Raw genomic sequence first — 18,015 nt, 5'->3', positions numbered from 1 at the left:
GGGCAACCGAGTCAGCGGCTCACCACGCCACGGGTCCGCTCGCGCTGAGGAACGTGCCCGACGGCGCGTCGTCGGGCAGCAGGGCGGCCCGGACCACCGTCTCGGCTGCCTCCGCGGGCGTCGTGGGGGCGTGCTCGCGGTTGCCGGGCGCGAGGTCCGTCCGGACCCAGCCGGGGCAGACCGACGTCACCTTCACCCGGGTCCCGGCGAGGTGCTTCGCCAGCGAGACCGTGACCGCGTTGAGCGCTGCCTTCGACGCCTGGTAGGCGGGGACGACCAGGCCGTAGTACGGCGAGTCGGGGTTCTGCTGCTCGGTGAGGGATCCCATGGTCGTCGACACGTTGACGACGCGTCCCGCGGCCGAGCGCTCGAGCAGGGGGAGGAGCTCCTCGATCACCGACACGGGACCGAAGACGTTGGTCCGGAACGTGCGCTCGAGCACGTCCGCGTCGACGAAGCGCGGTGCGGCCTCCCCGCCCCCGGAGGTGGCCTCGGGCAGGATCCCGGCGTTGTTGACGAGGATGTCGAGACGGTCGTGACGGGCCGAGACCTCGGCTGCCGCCGCGCGGACGCTCGCCGGGTCGTCGACGTCGAGCGTCACGCCGGTCACGTCGAGGCCGCGGGCGCGCAACGCCTCGACCTCGACCTGGACCGCGTCCGCTCGACGTCCTGCCAGGATCACCGTCGCGCCCTCGGCTGCGAGCGCCTCCACGACGGCGAGGCCCAGCCCGCGCGTGCCGCCGGTGACCAGTGCGATGGACTCCATGTGTGCTCCTCGGGAGTGGTGGTGCCGGCGGTCGGCCGGCTCCACCACTCTCGGGGGGATCGTCAGGGATGTCCGGCGGTGATCGGACGTCGCATCGTCGCGCCCGGTCGTCCGGTCGCCCGCCCGATCCGCGCCGTCAGACGCGCAGGATCAGGGCGTCGCCCTGGCCGCCCCCGCCGCACAGCGCCGCCGCGCCGACGCCGCCGCCGCGCCGCCGGAGCGCGAGCGCGAGGTGCAGCGCGAGCCGGGCGCCGGACGCGCCGACGGGGTGACCGAGCGCGATCGCGCCGCCGTCCGTGTTGACGACGTCCGCGTCGATCCCCAGGTCGGCGACCGACTGCAGCGCGACGGCCGCGAACGCCTCGTTGATCTCGACGAGGTCGAGGTCTGCCGCGGCGACGCCCTCGCGCTTCACGGCGGCCTCGATGGCCCGGGCGGGCTGGGAGTGCAAGGAGTTGTCCGGCCCTGCGACCTGGCCGGCGGCGCCAATCTCGGCGAGCCACGACAGCCCGTTGCGCTTCGCGAAGGCGCGGCTCGCGACCACGACCGCCGCCGCGCCGTCGGACAGCGGCGAGCTGGACCCGGCGGTGATGGTCCCGTCCTGGACGAACGCCGGGCGCAGGCGCTCGAGCGCCTCGAGCGTCGTGTCGGCGCGCACGCCCTCGTCGTGCTCGACGACGACCGGCTCGCCCCGGCGCTGCGGCACCTCGACCGGCGTGATCTCCTCGGCGAGGTGCCCGGCGTCGCGCGCGGCGGCGGCCCGCTGGTGCGAGCGCAGCGCGAATGCGTCCTGCTCGGGGCGACCGATGCCGCGCGTGGCGCAGCCGCGGTCGGTGAGCTCGCCCATGACCTCGCCGCTGAACGGGTCGTTCAGGCCGTCGTGCGTGAGGGAGTCGGCCATCGTCACGTCGCCGAAGGCGAAGCCCGCGCGCGAGCCGACGACGAGGTGCGGCGCGTTCGTCATGGACTCCTGGCCGCCCGCGACGACGACGGTCGCCTCGCCGGTGCGGACCAGCCTGGCCGCGTCGATGATCGCGGTGAGCCCGGAGAGGCACAGCTTGTTGATCGTCACGGTGGGCACGTCCCAGCCGAGGCCCGCGAGGATCGCGGCCTGGCGGGCCGGGCCCTGCTTGGCGCCCGCCTGGACGACCTGACCGACGATCACGGTGTCGACCTGCTCGGGCGCGACGCCCGCCGCGGCGAGGGCGCCGCGGATCGCGTGCGCGCCGAGCTCGGCGGCCGAGAGCGAGGCGAGCGCCCCGCGGAAGCGCGCGAACGGGGTGCGCGCGCCGTGCAGGAGGACCGGGGTGACCTCGTCCTCGGGGGTGACGGCTCCGCCGTCGTGCAGGGTGGTGGCGTCGGTGCTCATGGGGACTCCGTCAGGGTAGGGAGAACGGCGCGAGGAGATCGGGGAAGGCAGGAGCCCCGGCGCCGCGAGGAGGGGCGAGCAGCGCCGGGGAGCTGAGGGAGGGCGGGGCGCCCTCGGCGGACCTGTCAGACGAACGCGGAGACGCCCGTGATGTCGCGCCCGACGATGAGCGCCTGCACGGACTCGGTGCCCTCGTACGTGTGCAGGGCCTCGACGTCCGCGAAGTGCCGCGCGACGCGGTTGCGCAGCAGGATGCCGTTGCCGCCGAGCAGGTCGCGCGCGCTCGCCGCGATCTCGCGCGCACCCCGGGTGCACGTGTACTTCGCGAGCGAGGCCTGGGGTCCGGTGAGCCTCCCGGCCTCGTCGAGGCGCGTCATCTGCGCGACGAGGAGCTGGAGCTGCGTCACGGTGGAGAGCATCTTCGTGAGGCGCTCCTGGATCATCTGGTTCGCGGCGAGCGGGCGCCCGAACTGCACGCGCTGCTTCGCGTAGGCCACCGCGGTCTCGTAGCAGGCCATCGCGTGCCCGACGGCGGCCCACGCCACCCCGAGGCGCGTCGCGAAGAGCACGCGCGAGGTGTCCTTGAACGAGCGGGCACCCGGCAGGGCGTTCTCGGCGGGGACGAAGACGTCGTCGAGCACGACGTGCGCCTGCCAGATGGCCCGCAGCGACACCTTGCCGGTGATGGTTGTGCCCGTGTAGCCGGGCGTGTCCTGCGGCACGACGAACCCGTGGACCTGGTTGTCGCCGTCCGCCGAGTCGCTGCCGACGAGGCGCGCCCAGACGACCGTGATGTGGCCCGACGACCCGTTGCCGATCCACTTCTTCTCGCCGTTCAGCACATAGCCCTCGACGCCGTCGCGGGTCTCGCGGCGCGCCGTCGTCTCGAGCGAGACGGAGTCCGAGCCGTGGGTGGGCTCGGTGAGCGCGAACGCGCCGAGGATCTCGCCGCGCGCCATGGGCTCGGCGTACCGCGCGCGCTGCTCGTCCGAGCCGAGCATCTGGATGCTCCGCAGCGCGAGGCCGCCCTGGACGCCGCAGATCGTCGCGACGGACCCGTCGCCGCGCGACATCTCCATCGCGGCGAGGCCCGCACCCATGAGGCTCACGCGGGGTCGGCCGTCGACGTCGACGCCGTCGCGCAGGAGGTCGAGCTCGCCCATGCGCTTGACGAGGTCGAGCGGGACCTCGGCGCGCTCCCAGAAGTCGTCGATGACCGGGAGCACCTCGTCCTGGACGAACTGACGGACGCGCTGCTGGTGCGCGCGGTCCTCCGCGGTCGCGTCGGCGAACGCGTCCGCATAGTCGACGTCCAGCGGGGTCGTGAGGTCGTAGGTGGGCTCGGTGACACCGGGCATGATCGGGGTGGTGGGCATCGGTGCTCCCCTGGGACGGCGGCTGCTGGTCGGTCGAGCGTGATCGTCGGCAGCGGCGGTGCCCGGGTGGCGGGTCGACGTCGTCGGCGGTCTCTTCCCATAGTGCAGCGATACCAAGTCTCAGTCAATCTGAGACCGGGTATCGCGCCCTGGGCGGGCCGGGGCATGGTGCGCGACGGCCCGCCGTCCTATCGTCGGACGATGGCTCTCGACCTCTTCGCGACCATGCACGTCCGCGACCACGACGCCGCACGCGACTGGTACGTCCGGCTGCTCGGGGTCGAGCCGACCTTCGTCGCGACGCCGACCGAGTCCGTGTGGGAGCTCGCCGAGCACCGGTGGCTCGTCGTCGAGCAGGTGCCCGAGCACGCCGGGCACGGCGTCGTCACGGTCTTCCGCGAGGACGTCGACGCGTTCGTCGCGACGGCCGGGGCGCGCGGGATCGATCCTGACCGCCGCGAGACGTACGAGGGCGGGGTCGTCAAGATCGTCTTCCGCGACCCGGACGGCAACGAGGTCGGGCTCGGCGGCGCGCTCCCGGCGTAGGTGCCGGCCGCTCGGCGCGCACCGCGGGATCCGGTCAGCGAGCCGAGCTGGAGACTTGTGCCCCGAGGAACGCGCGGATGTCCGTCGCGACGTCGTCCGGACGCTCCATCGCCGGGAAGTGCCCTCCCCGGGGACGCTCGGCCCAGAACGGCAGCGCGCCGTGGGGGTCGAGGATGCGGCGCACGAGCGGTTCCTCGCCGAACGCCGTGACGCCCTGGGGGCGGTCGTGCGCGCGACCCCACGCCTGCTCGGCGTGCGCGGCCTCGTAGAGGAGGTTGGCGGCGCCGTCGCCGGCTCGCCCGAACCAGCTCACGCTGACCAGGGTGAGGAGGTCGTCGCCGTCCACCGCGTCCTCGGGAAGCTCGTGCCGCGGGTCGGTCCACTCGTGGAACTTCTCCGCGATCCACGTGAGCTGCATGACGGGGGAGTCGGTCAGGCCGTAGGCGACGCTCAGCGGGCGCGTGGTCTGCACCTGCAGGTAGCCGAAGTCCTCCGCCCGGGCGGCGACGAGGGTCGCGTGCCGCTCGCGCTCCTCGGCCGTGAGGTGGTCCGTGGGAGGCGTGTACTCGGTCGCGATCGCGCCGGGGTCGGTGGACACGAGCGACGCGACGACGCGATCGCCTGCCTCGAGGCAGAGCTGCTCGGCCACGCCTGCCCCGACGTCTCCGCCGAACACGGCGTACCGGTCGTACCCGAGCGCGCGCACGACGCGGTCGAACGCGTCCGCCGTCCGGGCGATGTCCCAACCGTAGGCCGCGAGCGGCGTCGAGAGGCCGTACCCCGGCATGGAGGGGGCGACGACGTGGAACGCCGGACCGCCGCCCGCGGGCTCCGCCAGCAGCGGCGCGAGACGTGCGAACTCCACGAACGACGTCGGGTAGCCGTGGCAGAGGAGCAAGGGCGTCGCGTCGGCGCGCGACGAGCGCACGTGCATCCCGTGGACGCGCTGACCGTCCACGAGCGTGACGAACTGCGGCATCCGGTTGAGCCGAGCCTCCTGCGCGCGCCAGTCGAACGTCGTGCGCCACCGTTCCGCGAGCCGGCGGGCGTAGCCGACCGGGGTTCCGCGGTCCCACGTGTCCGTGAGCTCGGCCGGCCAGCGGGTGCGTCCCAGCCGGTCGTGGAGGTCGTCGACCTCCTCGTCGCTCACCGCGATCTCGTACGGTCGGACGTCCAGGTCGTCGTTCATGGCCGGTCCTCCTCGGCGGTGGTCGTGACCACCCCACGCAAGCGCGGCTCTCCGGCGTTGTCTTGAACCAGCGCGACACTCAGACGGGCTCGCCGCGATCGCGGGAGCGTCCGGGGGTCAGGCCCGTGAGCCGCTTGAGGTCACGGGTGAGGTGTGCCTGGTCGGCGTAACCGAGCCGGTACGCGACGTCCACGATCGAGAGGCCGTCCTGGAGCCGGGCGACCGCCTCACGGGCCCGCTCGATCCGGCGCGCCCGGTGCGGGCTGATCCCGACGGCGTGCGCGAAGTGCCGTTCGACCGTGCGGGCCGAGCAGTCCGCCGCGCCGCCGTCGAGCGCGGTCTCGACGACGTCGTCGTGCCGCACGACCCCCGCGGACGCGAGCGCCGCGACGAGCCGGTCGACGCCGGGCGCGTCGAGCGCGAGGTCGGGCAGCGGCCAGGCGGCGTCGGCGAGGACGAATGCGCCACGCCCGAGCAGGGGCAGCCGTTCGGTCCGGTCCCTCCAGCCCACGACCGGCTCGTGGGCGAAGTAGGTGCCCGGCGAGAAGCGCACCCCGAGGTTGTGGTTCCCGGCGGTGTACGGGACGGGCGTCGGCCGCGAGGACGGCCCCGAGAGCAGGACGCGCCGCGCGTTCCCCTGTGCCGTGAAGACGAGGTCCCACCGCGCGTCCGCGGACGCGACGTAGGTCCCGTCGGTGAGGTCCACGGTGGCCCACACGACGTCGACGAGGGGGGAGGCTCCGGCGCGCTCCTCGTAGAGGAAGCTCACCCGCTCATCGTAGGACGGGGCGCGGACAGGCCGGGCGTAGGGTCGGCGCATGGTGGACTGGGACGACGACGGCTCGGCCGGCGCGTGGATCGAGGAGCGGCTCGGGGACTTCGGCCCGACCGTCGACGGCACGGTGCCGCGCGGGTATGGGGCATACGCGTGCGTGGAGCACCCCGAGCCGGACGACGACGTCACCCTTGCCGCGCAGACCGACGCCCTCGCCGCCGTGCTCGCGCCGTTCACGGGCGACCAGCCCGTGCACCTCGCGGTGTGGACGGGGCACGCGTTCCTGTACGACCACGGCAGCGACCCGCGCGCGACGTCGGGCGTCTCGCCGTTCTTCTCGTGGTCCCCGGACGAGCCGCGCCCGAGCGACGCGGAGGTCGAGCAGGCGCTCGCCGAAGCATGGGAGCAGCTCATCCCGACCCTCGTCGAGCGCCCCGCCGCGCCGATGCTCCTGCTCCCGCACCGCGAGTACCACCTGTGGACGGGGACCCTCACCGACGCCGGGGCGTTCCGGCACCAGGAGCAGCCGCCGAACCTCTGGTGGCCGCAGGACCGGTCCTGGTTCGTCGGGACAGAGATCGACGCGTCGGCCACCTACGTCGGCGGGAGCGACGCGCTCGTCGAGGCGGTGTGCGCGGACAGCACGCTCGGCGCGAGCCGGGTCGAGCCGTCCGCCCGCATGCTCTTCGACGACTGAGGCCGCGACCCCACGCTCAGCCGGAGGCGGGCGCGCCCGCCGACGCCGCGACAGCCTCGGCGGTGGCCTGGCGCTTGATGCGCCACCACACGAAGAACCCGACGAGCGTGAACGCGCCGTAGAACACGTACATGAACGCGGACGCGTAGTACCCGGCGGAGACGAGCAGCGGCACGCCGACGATGTCCACAGCGACCCAGATCAGCCAGAACTCGACCCAGCCCTTCGCCATGCCGTACGTGGCGAGGAGCGAGCCCATGAAGATCCACGCGTCGGCCCACACGGGCTCGAACGAGCCCATCGCGCGGAAGACGGGCGTGAGCACGGCCGTGCCGACGAGGAGGGCGAGCACGAGGGCGATCCGCTGGCGCGCCGTCGCCCACTGCGGCACGACGCTCACGCCGTGGCTGTCCGCGTCCGCGCCACCCAGCCGCTGCTGCGTGCGGCGCCACTGCACCCACCCGTAGACGGACACGATGACGAACATGACCTGACGGCCGGCCTGGCCGAGGAGGTTCACGGGGTTGGGGGTCGCGAAGACCGCGCCCAGGAACACCGTCAGCAGCAGCAGGTTGCCGACGATGCCGACCGGCCACGCCCACACCTTGCGCCGCATGCCGCCCAGCGCCGACGCCAGGCCGAACCCGTTGCCCACGATCTCGCGCCACAGCAGGTGCTGGTCGCCGATCGTCAGCTGCGCGTCGAAGAGCGCGTGGATCAGGTCCATCGGTGTTCCCTCGCCGTCCGGGCACGACGGCTCCGGGGGCGTGAGAACGGCACGACGGGGTCACCCGTCGCGCCGCACGTGCTTCTCCCATCCGGACTTTCACCGTCGGTCCTGGAGTTCCACCAGGTCAACCGCGCGTAGGGCGCGGGTCGCGGACTGTCACCGCCGGCTCGGAATTGCACCGACCCCGGAGCACGTTCGTGCGTACTGCGTTCTGCAACGGAGCATGCTACCCGCGCATTCCCGGGCGGTGCGACGAGCCGCTCAGCCCAGAGCGTCGCGGACGGCTCGTGCGACGTCGTCCGCGACCTCGTCGGCGTCGGACCCCGCGTCGACGACCGTCACGACGACGCGGCGCCCGTCGCGGCCCGGGCGCTCACCGGAGGCGACGGGACCGCCCGACGTGCCGTCGCCGTCGGGCGCGACGTACCGCCCGACGGCGGCGCGACGGAGGTCCGCGAACGCCTCCTCGAGCTGGGGGCGCAGGTCCTGCTCGGGGCTGCGCAGCCAGCGGCGCAGCAGCGCGTTGTGGACCGCGACGACGGACGCGGCGAACGCGATGGACGCGGTCGAGCGGCGCGCGTCGGGCGGTAGTGCGTCGCGCAGGTACGCGGTGAACGCGCGCTCGTAACGGTGGGTGGTGACGAGCTCGCGGTCGCGCAGGGCAGGCACCTCCTGCAGCAGGCGGTGCCGCGCGAGGGACGTCTCGCGCTGCCCGACGTGGTGGTCGAAGACGAGCCGTGCCGCGCGGCACACCTCGAGGTACGGGTCGACCCCGGGTTCCGGGACGAGGTTCCCCGCGGCGTCGGGCACGGGCCGTGTCGACGCGAGGAGGACGACCACCTCGTCGAGGAGGAGCTCGTGGTCGGCGAAGACCACGTCCTCCTTGGAGCGGAACCGCCGGAAGAAGGTGGCGCGGCTGACCTGGGCGGCGTCGGCGATCTCCTCGACGGTGGTCTGCTCGTACCCCTTGCGGGTGAAGAGCTCGATCGCTGCGTCGACGGCCTGGGCGTGGGTGCGGCTGCGGACGTCGGTCATGCACCGGACGGTACACCGGCCCCCGGGCCCCGCCCGTGGGACGGGCTGCGTGCTCGGGTGTGCTCAGAGAGCGAGCCGGTAGAACCGGAAGAACGAGAAGTCGTCGACCGGCAGGACCTCGACGTCGGTGAACCCGGCCTCGAGCGCGTAGCGACGCAGGGTCGTGTGCCGCATGACCGTCCCCGTTCCCGCGGACGGCTGCGACGACAGCCCGTCGGGCAGGCACACGAACAGGCTGTACCCGTACATGACGCGGTCCACGTCGTCGGCGGGGGCGGTGAACTCCTCGGCGACCGCCTCGTCCATCACCACGACCACACCGTCCGGGCTGACCGCGCGCCGCACCGCGTCGAGGACCTCGACCGGGCGCGGCAGGTCGTGCACGCACTCGAAGGCGAACGCCGCGTCGAAAGGGCGTCCCGAGGGCTCGACGAGCCCGAGCTCGGCCGCGTCGGCGAGGTGGAACGTCACGCGGTCGGCGAGCCCGGCCTCCTCGGCCGCGACGCGCGCCGCCGCGACCGACGGCCGGTCCACGTCGACGCCGTGCACGACGGCGTCCGGGTAGGCGCGCGCGAGGGCGAGCGTCGACCACCCGAACCCGCACCCGACGTCGACGATCCGGGCCCCCGGCCGGGACAGCACGTCGTGGACCGACGGCACGCCCGCGAGCGCCGGCGCGAGCCGCTGCTCGAACCACGGCCGGTTGACGTCGGCCTGCGCCTCGCGCGCGTCGTCGCCGAGCTGCTCCCACGACACCCCGCCGCCCGTGCGGTACGCCTCGAGCAGGTGCGGGAGCTGCGTGCCGATCGCGCCGACGAACCGTGCGAGCGGGGCGGAGTACGCGAGCGACGACGCGTCGGTGAGCACCTCCGCGTGTGCGGCGGGCAGGGCGTAGAGGCGCTCGCGGGCCGCCGCCGACGGGTCCGCGACGAGCGCCGGACCGGCGCCAGGGTCCTCCGCGACGAGGATTCCTGCGGCCGCCTGCTGCTCGAGCCACTCGCGGGCGTACCGCTCGTGCGTGCGGGTGCGCTCGGCGAGCCCCGTGGACGTGACCGGTCCGGCGCCGGCGAGCGCGCGATACCAGCCGAGCCGGTCACCGACGTGCACCGCGAGCAGGTCGATCGCGCCCAGCCACGCGGCGGAGAGCCGCTCGGCGAACGCGTCCACGGCGGGCGTGCCGGCCTGGTCACGCCCGCCGTCGTCCGACGGCGTGTCCTCGTCCGTGGCGACCACGCGCGCCTCCGCTCGACGTTGGCCGGGCGCGTGCCGCGAGGTAGTGGCGCCCGTGGTTCGACGGTAGACCTCGACGGCCACGGCGTCGATGGCCACAGCGGCTGAAAACCGTGACCGTGGATGCTGCCCGCGGCGTGCCGTTGCCGCCGCGGCGACGGGCGCAGGCGGTCGGTTTGAGGTGAGCCTTGCCTTATCCTTGGCGCGTGACCGTGGACACGCCCGCGCCCGGCGCGTCCTCCGGCGCGCCGCTGCTCGCCGTGCGAGACGTGCGGGTCCGGTACCAGGCCGACGAGCACGAGGGCGCGGCCGCGCGCCCGGCCCGGCCCGACGGCGTCGCGCTCGACGTCCGGCCCGGCGAGGCGGTGCTGCTGCTCGGCCCGTCGGGGTGCGGCAAGTCGACCCTCGCGCTCGCGACGAACGGGCTCGTGCCGCACGTGGTCGGTGCCGACCTCGAGGGCAGCGTGCACGTGGGAGGGCGCGCGACCACGGACCACTCCCCGCCCGAGCTCTCGCGCGACGTCGCGATGGTCTTCCAGGACCCCGACGCCCAGGTCGTCACCGGGACGGTCCTCGACGAGGTGTGCTTCGGTCCCGAGAACCTGCTCGTGCCGGTCCCGGAGGTGCTCGCGCGCGCCGAGGACGCGCTGCGCCGCGTCGGGCTGTGGGACCGTCGGGACGACGACCCCGCCGTGCTCTCCGGCGGCGGGCGCCAGCGGCTCGCGATCGCGTGCGCGCTCGCGCTCGGGTCGCCGCTGCTCGTCCTCGACGAGCCGACCGCGAACCTCGACCCCGCGGGGGTCGAGGAGGTCTACGCCGTCCTGCGCGACGTCGTCGCGTCCGGCGACCGGGCGGTCCTCCTCGTCGAGCACGACCTCGACGCCGCGGTGTCGCTCGTGGACCGCGTCGTCGTGCTCGACGGCGCGGGCCGGCTCGTGCTCGACGGGCCGACGCGCGCGGTGCTCGCCGGGGAGGCGGGACGCCTCGCCGCGCTGGGCGTGTGGCTCCCGACGGCGACGCTCGCGGCCCTGCGGCTCCGCGAGGCTGGCGTGGAGCTCGACCCCGTGCCGCTCACGCCCGTCGAGCTCGGCGAGGCGCTCGACGCCGTGCCGCACCTGCCGCCGGCGCTCACCCGGCACCCGGGCCCGTCGGATGCCGCCGCTCTCGCGGAGCCGGGGGAGCCGGCGGTCGTCGTCGAGCACCTGACGTTCCGGCGCGGCCGAGGGCGTCGCGCCACGACGGTGCTCGACGACGTCTCGCTGACGATCGGCCGCGGCGAGCTCGTCGCCGTCGTCGGCACGAACGGTGCCGGCAAGACGACGCTCGCACAGCTCGCCGCGGGCGTGCTGCGCGCGCCGCGCGGCGCGCTCGACGGGGCGGTCCGCGTGGCGGGTCTGGACCCGGCCGCCGTCGACCCGCGCGACCTCGCCCAGCACGTCGGTTTCGTGTTCCAGAACCCGGAGCACCAGATGGTCACCGGGCGCGTGGACGACGAGCTCGCGCTCGGGCTGCGCCTGCGCGGCGTCCCGGAGGACGAGGTCGCGGCGCGCGTGGACGACGTGCTCGCGCGCTTCGGGCTCACCGACCTGCGGGACCGGCACCCGTTCCTGCTCTCGGGCGGGCAGAAGCGCCGCCTGTCCGTGGGCACGGCGATCATCTGCCGGCCCGAGGTGCTCGTCCTCGACGAGCCGACCTACGGGCAGGACCGCGAGCGGGCCGCCGAGCTGCTCGACCTCCTCACCGCGCTGCACCGCGACGGCACGACCGTGCTCGTCGTGAGCCACGACATGCAGCTCGTCGCGGAGCACGCGACGCGCGTCGTCGCGCTCGCGGGCGGCCGGGTCCTGGCCGACGGCGCACCCTCCGACGTGCTCGGCGACGAGGCCGTGCTGCGCAGCGCGGGCCTGCGCACGCCGCCGCTCGCGCAGGCGACCCGCGCCCTCGTGCACCACCCCGCGTGGCGGTCGGTGACGCGGCTCGCGGACCTGCCGGGCGGCATCTCGACGACGCAGGCGACGGCGGGGGCGACCGCATGACCGCGACGACGGACGTGCCCACGACGGCGCGCGGCGCGTGGCGGCCCCTCCCCGAGCGGGGCGGGCGGTTCGACGGGCCGGCGTGGGACCTGCGCACCTACGACCCGCTCGTCACGACGCTCGGGCCGCTGCCCGTCGTCGTCTTCGTCTTCACGACGCGCGACCTGCTCACGCCCGCGCTGATCGCGCTCGCCGCGCTGACCGCGATCCTCGTCCTGGTTCGCCCGCCGCGGCGGGTCGTCGCCGCGCTGCTGCTCGGCCTGCCGCTCCTCGCCGCGGTGATGACCGTGTCGTTCGGCGTGCTCACCGACCCGCGCACGGTCGACGACACGACCCTCGTCGCCACCGTCGGGCCGTTCGAGCTGTGGTCCGGCGCGCTCGCGACGGGCCTCGCGACGAGCCTGCGCACGGTCGCGCTGCTCCTGCTCGTGCTCATCGGCGGCCTGTCCGCCACGGGGCAGGACGTCGTGCGGGCGATGGTGCAGCAGCTGCGCGTGCCCTACCGCATCGGGTACGCGGCGCTCGCGGCGCTGCGCTTCGTGCCGCGGTTCGGCCACGAGCTCGAGGTGATCCGCAGCGCGCACCGCGTCCGCGGGGTCGACCACGGGCGAGGCCCGTCCGCCGCGGTGCGACGCCGTGCCGGGTACGCCGTGCCGCTCCTCGCGGGCGGCATCCGGCACGGCGAGCGCGTGGCCCTCGCGATGGACGCGCGCGGGTTCGGCGCGCACGCCACCCGCACCGAGCGCGTCCTCGTGCCGTTCCGGGCCCGCGACGCCGCGTTCCTGCTCGCGACGTGGGGCCTCGCCGCGCTGATCGCCCTCGTCGTCGCTCCCGCGCTGAGCCCCTGACCAGCAGTCCCGCCCCGGTCGCCACGGCCGCGAGCACCCGACCCACCCGACCTGATCACCGACCCGCACACACCGGAGCCCTCATGACGTCGACCGGCACCCGCCAGCGTTCCCTCACCACGCGCTACCTCATGACGTGCGCCGCGATCGGCGCCGCGACAGGCGTGCTCCTCGTGCCCGCGAACTTCGTCGCCGCGACCCTCGCGGTCACGGTCCCCGTCGTCTACGCCGCGATGCTCGGGCTCTGGATCGTCGGCCCCGTGCTCGCGCTCGCGCTGGTCCGGAGGCCGGGCGCGGCCGTCCTGACCATGCTCGTCGCCGGGGTCATCAGCTCGGCGTCGCCGCTCGGGGCGTCGTCGATCGTCACGTGCCTCATGGTCGGGGCGGCGCTCGAGGTGGCGTTCCTCGTCACGCTCTACCGCGTGTGGTCGCCGTGGCTCTTCTACGGCGCGACGTTCGTCTTCTCCGCGCTGTACACGTGGTCCGCGTTCGTCGCCTTCGACGCCGCGTCGATGACCCCGGTCGTGCAGGTGCTCCTCGTCGTGCTCATGATGGCGAGCGCGCTCGTCGGCACGTGGGCGGGGCTGCTGCTCGCGCGGCGGCTCGAGCGCGCGGGCGTGGCGAGAGGGCTCGCGCCGTCGCCTCGCGTGCCGGCGGCCGCCTGACTATCGCTGGGGCGCGGTCGGAGGGGCGGCCGTGCCGGGTCTACCATCCGCCCGCTCGTTCCTCGCGGGCTCCCGCCAGACCCGCCACGACCCGGCACGGCCGCCCCTCCGACCGCGCCGCGCCCATCTCTGCCTGCGCCCGGCTCAGCCGCCCATGAACGCGTTCATCGCGAGGGCGGAGAAGAGGACCGCCGCGCCGAGCACCGCGAGCGCGACGAGCCAGCCGTTGGCCCGCTCGACCGGCGGGACGGTGGGCCGGGGGACCGGGCTCGGGTTGCGCCGTCGGGCACGCCGCGACGTGAAGCGCACGCCGCGCGCGGCCGCACGGGCGGGGGTGTGCTCGGGAGAAGTGGTGTCGCGGGCGGGGGTCGGGGTCGTCACGGGGCGCCTCCGGGGTTGGCCGGCGCCGCTGCCCGACGCCGTAGCGCCAGTCTTCCCGTCGAGGCACCGGTCGCGCGTCGCCCGTCCGGTGGATCCTGCGGGCCTTCCGGGTGCGACCTCCGGATGACGCGTCGCCCCGAGGCGTACGCGCGAGCGGGCACGCGGGGCCGGGGCGGTCAGCGCGGGGCGTTCTCCTGGTAGCGCGGTCCGCGTCGTCCGCCGCGCGCGACACGTTGCAGGTAGCGGACCTCGCGCAGTGCGACGGCCGCGGCGATGACGAGCGGGAACCACGCCCACGTCCGTCCGCGCAGGATCTGGGCGAGGCAGACGAGGGCGACGACGATCCCGCCCAGGACCGTCGCGACGCTGGCCCAGCGGATGCCGGTGCGCGCGTCGTCGGCGCGACGCCACCAGGCCCGCACGCGGTCCGCGACCGTCGCCCGGCCGCGCGGGGGCGTGCCGCCGACGGGCGAGGTCATGCGTCCCCCGGGGTGCGACGGGCGAGCGCGACGCCCTCGATGCTCCGCACGGCCATGCGCAGCGCGTCGGCGCGCGAGATCTCGCCCTCGTCCGCCATGGACCAGGCGTTGAAGAGCATCCACCAGAGCACCCGGACGAGCCACGAGATGCTGAGCTGGTCGTCGACGACGCCGTCGTGCTGCCCACGTCTCAGCAGGTCCCGCACGGGCTCCTCGACCTCCTCGGCCTCCGCCCAGAACTCGGGCTCGCCCTCCGACATCTCGTTGAACATCACCATGTACCAGGGGCCGAGGTCGAAGTACTCGAACGCGAGCCGGCGCAGCGCGGCGGCGGGGCCGTCCTCCTCGAGGCGGGCTGCGACGATCGCCGCGCGCGTGCGCTCGACCGCCTCGGCGCCGATCGCCTCGACGAGGTCGGACCGCTCCGGGAAGTAGCGGTGCAGCGTCGTACGCCCGACGCACGCGGCCTGGGCGACGTCGCCGAGCGACGCGGACTTGTCCGCGCTGAGCACGGTGACGGCGGCGTGGAGGATCGCGCGACGCGTCCGGGCGCGCGTGCCGCTCTCGGGAGGCGACGGCGTCGTGGCCTCCCCGCTCGCCCGAGCCGTGGGGTCGGTGAGGTGTCGCTCGCTCGTTCGTGCCGTCACGCGGCCCACGATAGCCCCGTCGATCGTGGAACACACCTTGTCAGTAGTGGAACATACGTGTTCCACTACTGACACCGCCTGTTCCGCGTGATCTGGATCGCCAACTCGTCAACAACAGTTGACACGAGAGAGGATGTCAACCATGGTTGACAGCATGTCCACCACCGACGCCACCCCGACACCGGCACCCGACGCCGCGCCGTCGTCCACCGAGGACGCCGCGCCGAAGGGCCCCTTCCTCCCGCGCCTCAAGGTCTTGTGGGCGTTCGTCCGACCGCACCGCCGGACGCTCCTGCTCGGCCTGATCCTCGGGCTCGGCACGACCGCGGCGACCCTCGCGACGCCGATGGTCACCAAGTGGGTGCTCGACACGCTCGGCACGGGCGCGTCACTCACCCCGGCCGTGATGACCCTCGTCGGGCTGCTGGTCGTCGGGCTCGTGCTCGGTCTGTGGCAGTGGGTGCTGCTCGGCACGCTCGCCGAGCGGGTCGTGCTCGACGCCCGGTCGTCCATGGTCAAGCGGTACTTCCGGGCGCGGATCGGCGCGCTCACCGGCCGTCCGACGGGGGAGCTCGTCACGCGCGTCACCTCCGACACCGTGCTGCTGCGCGAGGCGGCGTCGTCGAGCATCGTCAACCTCGTCAACTTCGCGGTCTCCCTCGTCGGGACGATCATCCTCATGGGGGTGCTCGACATCGTCCTGCTCGGCACGACGCTCGGCGCGATCGTCGTCATCGCGGTGCTCGTCGGGGCCCTCATGCCCCGGATCGCCAAGGCGCAGGAGAAGGCGCAGGAGTCGCTAGGCAGCCTCGGCGGGACGCTCGAGGGCGGCCTGCGCGCGATCCGCACCATCAAGGCGAGCCGCGCCGAGGGGCGCCAGATCGACCGCGTCCTCGACGACGCGCAGGCCTCCGCGGCGCACAGCGTCCGGGCAGTGCGCACCGAGGCCGTCGCCTGGACGATCGCGGGCGGCGGCATCCAGCTCGCGATCATCGTCATCCTCGCGCTCGGCGCGTGGCGCGTCGACCAGGGCCTGCTCGCCGTGTCGAGCCTCGTCGCGTTCCTGCTCTACGCGTTCCAGATCGTCGAGCCCGTCACCGGTCTCACCATGAACGTCACGCAGCTCCAGGCCGGCATCGCCGCGGCCGGGCGCATCAGCGAGATTCAGGCGATCGAGCCGGAGGAGGACCTGACCGGCGACGACCCCCGCCCCGGCGAGGTCGCCGCACCCGGGCGAGCGACGCCGTCGGGCACGAGCGGCGCTCCCCGCCTCGCGTTCGAGGGCGTGACCGCGCGCTACCTCCCGGGCGGCGAGCCCGTCGTCCGCGGTCTCGACCTCGAGGTGCCGCAGCGAGGGCAGGTCGCGATCGTCGGGCCCTCGGGCGCGGGCAAGACGACGACGTTCTCGCTGCTCCTGCGGTTCCTCCAGCCGGAGTCCGGCCGGATCCTGCTCGACGGCGTCCCGTACGACGACCTGACGTTCGACGACGTCCGGCGCCGCATCGCGTACGTCGAGCAGGAGACGCCGGTGGTACCCGGCACGATCCGGGAGAACCTGCAGCTCGCCGAGCCCGGCGCGAGCGAGGAGGACATGTGGGCCGCGCTCGCGAAGGTGCGGCTCGACACCAAGGTCCGCTCGCTCGAGGACGGCCTCGACACGTCGCTCGTGGGGACGACCGTCTCCGGGGGCGAGCGGCAGCGCGTGGCCCTCGCGCGCGCCGTCCTGCACACGCCCGACGTGCTGCTGCTCGACGAGGCGACCGCGCAGGTCGACGGGCTCACCGAGGCCGCGGTCCACGCGGTCATCGAGGACCTCGCCCGCGAGCGCGCGGTCGTGACGATCGCCCACCGCCTGTCCACGGTGATCGACGCCGACCTCATCCTCGTGATGGAGGACGGCCGCATCCGCGCCCGTGGCACGCACGCGGAGCTGCTCGCGACCGACGAGCTGTACCGCGAGCTCGTCGCCGCGCTGCGCATCGCGACGCACGAGGCCCCGCTGCCGAGGTAGAACCCTGGTCGCGCGAGGTAGAACCGTGGTCGTGCGAGGTAGAACCCGGGTCGGCGGACGTGACGGCGCGCGGCGATGAGTTCCGCGGCCGGCGGCGGTCGGATGTGTCGGCAGTGATCGACGGCGCCGGTTCCGTGCGCGGACCGCGGAGGGTGAGGGCGGCATGGGGAACGTGACGTGCGACGTGGCGGTGTCGGTGGACGGGTTCTCGTCCCGGCCGGACCAGACGCAGGAGCACCCCTTCGGGGAGGGCGTGGACCTCCACCGGTGGATGTTCGAGACGGCCGACGAGAACGCCGCGGAGCTGGAGGCGATCCTCGCAGCAGGCGCCTACGTCATGGGCCGCAACATGTTCACACCGGGCCGGGGGGAGTGGGACCTCGACTGGCGCGGGTGGTGGGGGCCGGAGCCGCCGTACCACGGCCCCGTGTTCGTCCTCACGCACCACCCGCGCGAGCCGCTCGTCATGGACGGCGGGACGACGTTCCATTTCGTCACGGACGGCATCGAGTCCGCCGTCGCCCAGGCACGCGAGGCGGCGGGGGAGAAGGACGTCTCGATCGCCGGCGGTGCCGCGACGATCAACCAGGCGCTCGCCGCGGGACTGCTCGACGAGCTCCGGCTGCACGTCGTGCCGCAGGTCCTCGGCCACGGGGACCGGGTGCTCGACGGCGTCCCGCCCCTCGCGCTCGAGACCGTCGCCGTGCGCGCGGCGACGCACGTCACGCACGTCACGTACCGGGTGCTCGGGCCGCTCAACCCGTGAGGAGCAGCGCCAGCAGGGCGACGGCGGTGCTCGCCACCGCCAGCCCGGCGCCGACCAGGACCGTCCGCAGCCAGAGGATGACGGGCCGGTCAGCGCGGCTCGTCGGGACCGAGGAGGTGTCTTCGGCCACGAGAGCCGAGCCCGTGGCCGGACGGCGCCGATCGGTCCACGACGTGCCGTCGAACCAGCGCTCGGCACCCGAGCGCCGCGCGTCCGCGTACCAGCCGGCCGGTGCTCGGGCCACGGTGCCTCCTCGCCCTCGGTGTCGTCGTGGAGTTCGTGTCCCGGGTCTCGCCGATCTTGCGTCGCGTGCCACGGTGGGTGTCGAGTCATCGTCGCTGTGCTCGGCGCCACCGCAGCGACGGTGTTCGCCCTGCGGGAGGCACGCCTCGACGGACGGTCCCCCGTGCGAGTCCTGGGCGCGGCGGTCGCCGCGCCGGTCCGGTTCGTCGTCGATCTGCTCGGCTGA

General features: G+C 74.5%; 20 protein-coding genes and 1 riboswitch. Of the genes, 8 read left to right on the top strand and 12 right to left on the bottom strand.

All coding sequences use genetic code 11. The features are described from left to right. Positions 1-19 precede the first annotated feature (19 nt). The 3 genes from ACMXGY_RS17890 to ACMXGY_RS17880 all read right to left on the bottom strand — a co-directional run bounded on the left by ACMXGY_RS17890 (position 20) and on the right by ACMXGY_RS17880 (position 3,511). Positions 20-766: an SDR family oxidoreductase gene (locus tag ACMXGY_RS17890; RefSeq protein WP_483774316.1), complete on the bottom strand. Its 747-nt coding sequence runs from the start codon at positions 764-766 to the stop codon at positions 20-22. 136 nt (positions 767-902) lie between these two features. Further along, positions 903-2,135 (bottom strand): acetyl-CoA C-acyltransferase, encoded by a 1,233-nt coding sequence (locus ACMXGY_RS17885; RefSeq protein ID WP_483774315.1) that lies wholly within the window; start codon positions 2,133-2,135, stop codon positions 903-905. Positions 2,136-2,260: 125 nt separating this feature from the next. After that, positions 2,261-3,511: an acyl-CoA dehydrogenase family protein gene (locus ACMXGY_RS17880; protein WP_483774314.1), complete on the bottom strand. Its 1,251-nt coding sequence runs from the start codon at positions 3,509-3,511 to the stop codon at positions 2,261-2,263. A 201-nt stretch (positions 3,512-3,712) separates the two neighbouring features. Here ACMXGY_RS17880 and ACMXGY_RS17875 point away from each other — a divergent pair, with 201 nt between their 5' ends. Further along, the gene (locus ACMXGY_RS17875) at positions 3,713-4,057 is read left to right on the top strand and encodes a VOC family protein (protein ID WP_483774313.1); all 345 of its coding nucleotides are present in this window, start codon (positions 3,713-3,715) and stop codon (positions 4,055-4,057) included. Between the two features lie 34 nt (positions 4,058-4,091). Here the strand turns inward: ACMXGY_RS17875 and ACMXGY_RS17870 are convergent, their stop codons facing one another. Both ACMXGY_RS17870 and ACMXGY_RS17865 read right to left on the bottom strand, forming a co-directional pair. Continuing rightward, complete coding sequence (locus tag ACMXGY_RS17870; RefSeq protein ID WP_483774312.1) at positions 4,092-5,246, bottom strand: epoxide hydrolase family protein; 1,155 nt, start codon at positions 5,244-5,246, stop codon at positions 4,092-4,094. A gap of 79 nt (positions 5,247-5,325) precedes the next feature. Continuing rightward, positions 5,326-6,015 carry a helix-turn-helix domain-containing protein gene (locus ACMXGY_RS17865; protein ID WP_483774311.1) on the bottom strand — a complete coding sequence of 230 codons (690 nt, stop codon included), beginning with the start codon at positions 6,013-6,015 and terminating at the stop codon, positions 5,326-5,328. A gap of 49 nt (positions 6,016-6,064) precedes the next feature. Between ACMXGY_RS17865 and ACMXGY_RS17860 the strand changes: the two genes are divergently transcribed. Beyond that, positions 6,065-6,718 carry a hypothetical protein gene (locus tag ACMXGY_RS17860; RefSeq protein ID WP_483774310.1) on the top strand — a complete coding sequence of 218 codons (654 nt, stop codon included), beginning with the start codon at positions 6,065-6,067 and terminating at the stop codon, positions 6,716-6,718. Positions 6,719-6,734: 16 nt separating this feature from the next. On the opposite strand, the gene pnuC is transcribed toward ACMXGY_RS17860, so the two are convergent. The 3 genes from pnuC to ACMXGY_RS17845 form a co-directional block, all read right to left on the bottom strand. After that, positions 6,735-7,445 (bottom strand): nicotinamide riboside transporter PnuC, encoded by a 711-nt coding sequence (gene pnuC / locus ACMXGY_RS17855; RefSeq protein WP_483774309.1) that lies wholly within the window; start codon positions 7,443-7,445, stop codon positions 6,735-6,737. A gap of 75 nt (positions 7,446-7,520) precedes the next feature. Then, a riboswitch (FMN riboswitch) is annotated at positions 7,521-7,644 on the bottom strand. Positions 7,645-7,709: 65 nt separating this feature from the next. Beyond that, complete coding sequence (locus tag ACMXGY_RS17850) at positions 7,710-8,483, bottom strand: TetR/AcrR family transcriptional regulator (RefSeq protein WP_483774308.1); 774 nt, start codon at positions 8,481-8,483, stop codon at positions 7,710-7,712. Positions 8,484-8,546: 63 nt separating this feature from the next. Next, entirely contained in the window at positions 8,547-9,716 is a 1,170-nt protein-coding gene (locus tag ACMXGY_RS17845) for a class I SAM-dependent methyltransferase (protein ID WP_483774307.1), read from the bottom strand. Positions 9,717-9,919: 203 nt separating this feature from the next. Between ACMXGY_RS17845 and ACMXGY_RS17840 the strand changes: the two genes are divergently transcribed. From ACMXGY_RS17840 to ACMXGY_RS17830, 3 genes are all read left to right on the top strand, one after another. Next, positions 9,920-11,749 carry an ABC transporter ATP-binding protein gene (locus tag ACMXGY_RS17840; RefSeq protein ID WP_483774306.1) on the top strand — a complete coding sequence of 610 codons (1,830 nt, stop codon included), beginning with the start codon at positions 9,920-9,922 and terminating at the stop codon, positions 11,747-11,749. Then, a complete protein-coding gene (locus ACMXGY_RS17835; RefSeq protein ID WP_483774305.1) occupies positions 11,746-12,597 on the top strand; it encodes an energy-coupling factor transporter transmembrane component T in 852 nt (283 codons plus the stop codon). The genes ACMXGY_RS17840 and ACMXGY_RS17835 overlap by 4 nt, the downstream gene beginning before the upstream one ends. 83 nt (positions 12,598-12,680) lie before the next feature. Continuing rightward, a complete protein-coding gene (locus tag ACMXGY_RS17830; protein WP_483774304.1) occupies positions 12,681-13,262 on the top strand; it encodes an ECF transporter S component in 582 nt (193 codons plus the stop codon). A gap of 144 nt (positions 13,263-13,406) precedes the next feature. Here ACMXGY_RS17830 and ACMXGY_RS17825 read toward each other — a convergent pair whose 3' ends face one another. The 3 genes from ACMXGY_RS17825 to ACMXGY_RS17815 form a co-directional block, all read right to left on the bottom strand. Further along, a complete protein-coding gene (locus ACMXGY_RS17825) occupies positions 13,407-13,643 on the bottom strand; it encodes a hypothetical protein (protein ID WP_483774303.1) in 237 nt (78 codons plus the stop codon). 176 nt (positions 13,644-13,819) lie between these two features. After that, positions 13,820-14,122, bottom strand: coding sequence for a hypothetical protein (locus ACMXGY_RS17820; protein WP_483774302.1), 303 nt, complete (start codon positions 14,120-14,122; stop codon positions 13,820-13,822). Next, positions 14,119-14,769: a TetR/AcrR family transcriptional regulator gene (locus ACMXGY_RS17815; protein WP_483774301.1), complete on the bottom strand. Its 651-nt coding sequence runs from the start codon at positions 14,767-14,769 to the stop codon at positions 14,119-14,121. Before ACMXGY_RS17815 ends, ACMXGY_RS17820 begins: the two co-directional genes overlap by 4 nt. Before the next feature lie 154 nt (positions 14,770-14,923). Here ACMXGY_RS17815 and ACMXGY_RS17810 point away from each other — a divergent pair, with 154 nt between their 5' ends. Both ACMXGY_RS17810 and ACMXGY_RS17805 read left to right on the top strand, forming a co-directional pair. Beyond that, on the top strand, positions 14,924-16,780 hold the full coding sequence (locus ACMXGY_RS17810; RefSeq protein ID WP_483774300.1) for an ABC transporter ATP-binding protein: 1,857 nt from the start codon (positions 14,924-14,926) through the stop codon (positions 16,778-16,780). 163 nt (positions 16,781-16,943) lie between these two features. Beyond that, positions 16,944-17,546 (top strand): dihydrofolate reductase family protein, encoded by a 603-nt coding sequence (locus ACMXGY_RS17805; RefSeq protein WP_483774299.1) that lies wholly within the window; start codon positions 16,944-16,946, stop codon positions 17,544-17,546. Here the strand turns inward: ACMXGY_RS17805 and ACMXGY_RS17800 are convergent. After that, complete coding sequence (locus tag ACMXGY_RS17800) at positions 17,536-17,790, bottom strand: DUF2510 domain-containing protein (RefSeq protein WP_483774298.1); 255 nt, start codon at positions 17,788-17,790, stop codon at positions 17,536-17,538. The genes ACMXGY_RS17805 and ACMXGY_RS17800 overlap by 11 nt on opposite strands. A gap of 96 nt (positions 17,791-17,886) precedes the next feature. Between ACMXGY_RS17800 and ACMXGY_RS17795 the strand changes: the two genes are divergently transcribed. Further along, positions 17,887-18,015, top strand: a complete 129-nt coding sequence (locus tag ACMXGY_RS17795; protein WP_483774297.1) for a hypothetical protein — start codon at positions 17,887-17,889, stop codon at positions 18,013-18,015.

The organism is Cellulosimicrobium sp. G4 BAM 1002 (assembly GCF_057126935.1).
This window is presented reverse-complemented; position numbering and strand designations above follow the sequence as displayed.